Raw genomic sequence first — 3,053 nt, forward strand, 5'->3', positions numbered from 1 at the left:
CCTGCTATTGCACAGGTATTATTTGTAAATGCCATAGACAGTGATATCACAGCCTCTTTAGCGATACCTTCTATAAATATCATAGGGAACACTGTGCAGCCCAGGTCGGTAGACGACACGTATTACAATATAAATAACAATGTAGCTCAGGAACCTGACGGTACCGTTCGGTTTGAAGTAAATTATAATGGTACCATACTTACCACAAATCAAACACTAGAGGCTTTAAAAAGCTATACGCTGTACTTGACAGGTACCCTTGATAACCCAGAGCTGTTGTTTATTGAAAAAACTAGAAATCAAAACACGATTTCTGCAGGTTTAGTCGGTCTTGATGCGGTCAATCTTGCGCCCGAAACCAACAACGTAGTTCTTTTTATAGATGCTACACGAGTAGGCTTCGGGGTGTCTCCGGTAGATGTTCTGTTTAGAGGATTAGGAGTGCCAGAACAATTTGGAACACTAAATTATCAGGATAATGCCGAACTATTTTTTCCCTCAAACACCATTTTTCAAATCCCTATTTGGGCTACTGTAAATGGTCAGCGCATTAGTAATGACAGCTTTATTTTATTACCTCCTGATATAGATGGCAATTTTGGTACTTTTATGTTGTTTCCAAACGCTACTGCCCCAGAAGGACATACATTGGTTTTTATAAATAATAGCAATCTCTTACCGCAATAACCCATTCTTAATGAAATACATATTAATTATCATAGCCATTATTTTTAGCACCGCTTTCGCGAAGGCGCAATCTACTATAACAGGAATCGTAACCGACGATACTGGCATTCAGCTTGAAACCGCCAGTGTAATTTTGCAAGGCACGAACCAGGGTACGGTTACCGATAAAGAAGGAAGGTTTACATTACGAAATGTTATGGATGGAACTTATACGCTTGAAGTAAGCTATATAGGATTTGCAGATTTTATAAAAGTAATTACTATTGAAGGTAATAATATAAGCATTAACATTACTCTAACTGAAAGTGCCGAAGCGCTACAATTGGTTGAAGTTGTGGGTCGTAAAAATACAGATTATAAACCTGATGTCACCTTTGCAAGTACCAAAACAGGCGCTGATATTAAATTAGTGCCCCAAAGCATTGCTATTTTGAACAAAGAAATTATTGCAGATCAGGGGCTTTTTCGCTTAGAAGAAGTTTCAGAAAATGTAGCAGGTGTAACCCGTACTCGATTTGGAGATAACTTTACGTCCCGTGGTTTCAGAGTTCGGCATGATTTCATCAACGGAAACCGCGCCTTGTTAGCTCCCGATTTCTCGGCATCGAGTATTGCCACCCAGTATGAACGTATCGAGTTTATCAAAGGACCGGCAGCGGCTTTGTTTGGTAACAGTTCGCCAGGGGGTGTAGTCAATGCGGTTACCAAAAAACCATTAAAAGAACACAGGGCAGATGCCAGCTTATCTTACGGAAGTTTTGAAACAAAAAGAGGCACACTTGATGTCACAGGGCCTCTTGATGAGGATAAAACAGTTCTATACCGTGTTAATGTTGGCTGGGAAAATGCCGAAACCTTCCGCGATTTTCAAAAAAACAGAAGTATTTTATTTGCGCCTTCCCTTTCGTATTTACCTTCAGATAAAACAAGCTTTAATGTTGATATTGTAGGAACATTTAATAATGATGATGCTGGAGTAGACCGTGGAATGCCTGTTTTACAAGGCGATATTTTCGCACTTCCTATTAATTTTAGCACTGCAGAACCGTTTGATAATCGCCAAAACAGTAGTGTATTACTAACGGTTTCGGGCAGCCATAAGTTTTCAGATGTATTATCTTTAAATGCATCATATACGCGTTCCGACTTTAATCAAAATTTTGTAGAAACACGTTCATCCAATGAATTTACCGAAGATGGGTCAGAATTGATTAGAAACGTTAACGACCGAATCACCAAAGGATATTCTGATTTTATTACTGCGTATCTAGTGGGTAAGTTCAACACCGGTACTATTAGTCATGAAACCGTATTGGGTTGGGATTATTACAGCACCTTTACTAATATCTACACAAAATCAGCCAATGGTGAGGCTAACGGTGTTCCTAATTTAGTTTTTGACAACCGTACTATTTACAACTCTTTAAGCGAGGTAGACCTAAGTTTCGAGATTGATCGAGAATTTTCTACAGAAGAGCAATATAGAGGACTATATGTTCAGGATTTAATGAGCATTTGGAAATTAAAAATATTAGTAGGTCTGCGGTATGAAAATCTTGATCAACTAGGCGAAGTGCCAGCGGTAAGTGAAGCAGTCGACAATGTTATATGGCTGCCTAGAGCTGGAATCACTTACGAGTTAAATGAGCATGTCAATCTTTTTTTTAGTTATACAGAATCCTTTAACCCGCAGTTTACCAGGGGTCTAGCTGGCATTACAATAGAACCTAATCAAACATTTGATCCTCTGGTGAGTAATCAATTTGAGATTGGTACCAAAACCAGTTTTTTTAATGATAAATTACTAACTCAACTAAGCTTGTATACTATTTCCAGGGAAGGTCGAATTATTCAGGATCCTACCGTTACTGGTGGATTGGAGCGTTTAATACAAGTAGGCGAAGAAATTAGCAGAGGAGTTGAATTTGAGGCTACCGGAAGGATAAATACTAATTTTACACTCACTGCTAACTACGCTTTTAACGAGGTAGAAATTTTAGACGATAACGCAGCAGTTACTCAGTTAGAACTTCAGAACAACAATCCACAGCATACTGCAGGGTTTTGGGGTAAATATACCTTTACCAAAGGCGCGTTTAAAGATTTAGGTCTGGCACTAGGTGCACGCCACGTTAGTGAAAGTCAAATACCCGCCGGCACAGCAAATGCTGTGAGTCCATTTGTTGAGTTTCCAGCCTATACCACAGCACGGGCTGCATTGTTCTATCGATGGAACAACATCAACCTTACTTGCAATCTTAATAATATATTTGATGAACGTTATTTTGTGGGCGGTCTTGATGCCGGACGTGTATTTCCTGGCATACCCAGAAATGTTTTATTAACCATAGGTTATTCTTTTTAAA

2 protein-coding genes are annotated in these 3,053 nt (G+C 39.0%); both read left to right on the plus strand.

Annotation, left to right across the window (positions count from 1 at the left end):
* Positions 1–687 (plus strand): DUF4397 domain-containing protein (locus tag J8281_RS18800; protein WP_210199214.1); only part of this gene is annotated, 687 nt, incomplete at its 5' end.
* Positions 688–697: 10 nt separating this feature from the next.
* Complete coding sequence (locus tag J8281_RS18805; RefSeq protein WP_210199215.1) at positions 698–3,052, plus strand: TonB-dependent receptor; 2,355 nt, start codon at positions 698–700, stop codon at positions 3,050–3,052.
* Position 3,053: the final 1 nt, after the last annotated feature.

Source organism: Aquimarina sp. U1-2 (assembly GCF_017897595.1).
In the GTDB taxonomy this organism is placed as follows: Bacteria; Bacteroidota; Bacteroidia; order Flavobacteriales; family Flavobacteriaceae; genus Aquimarina.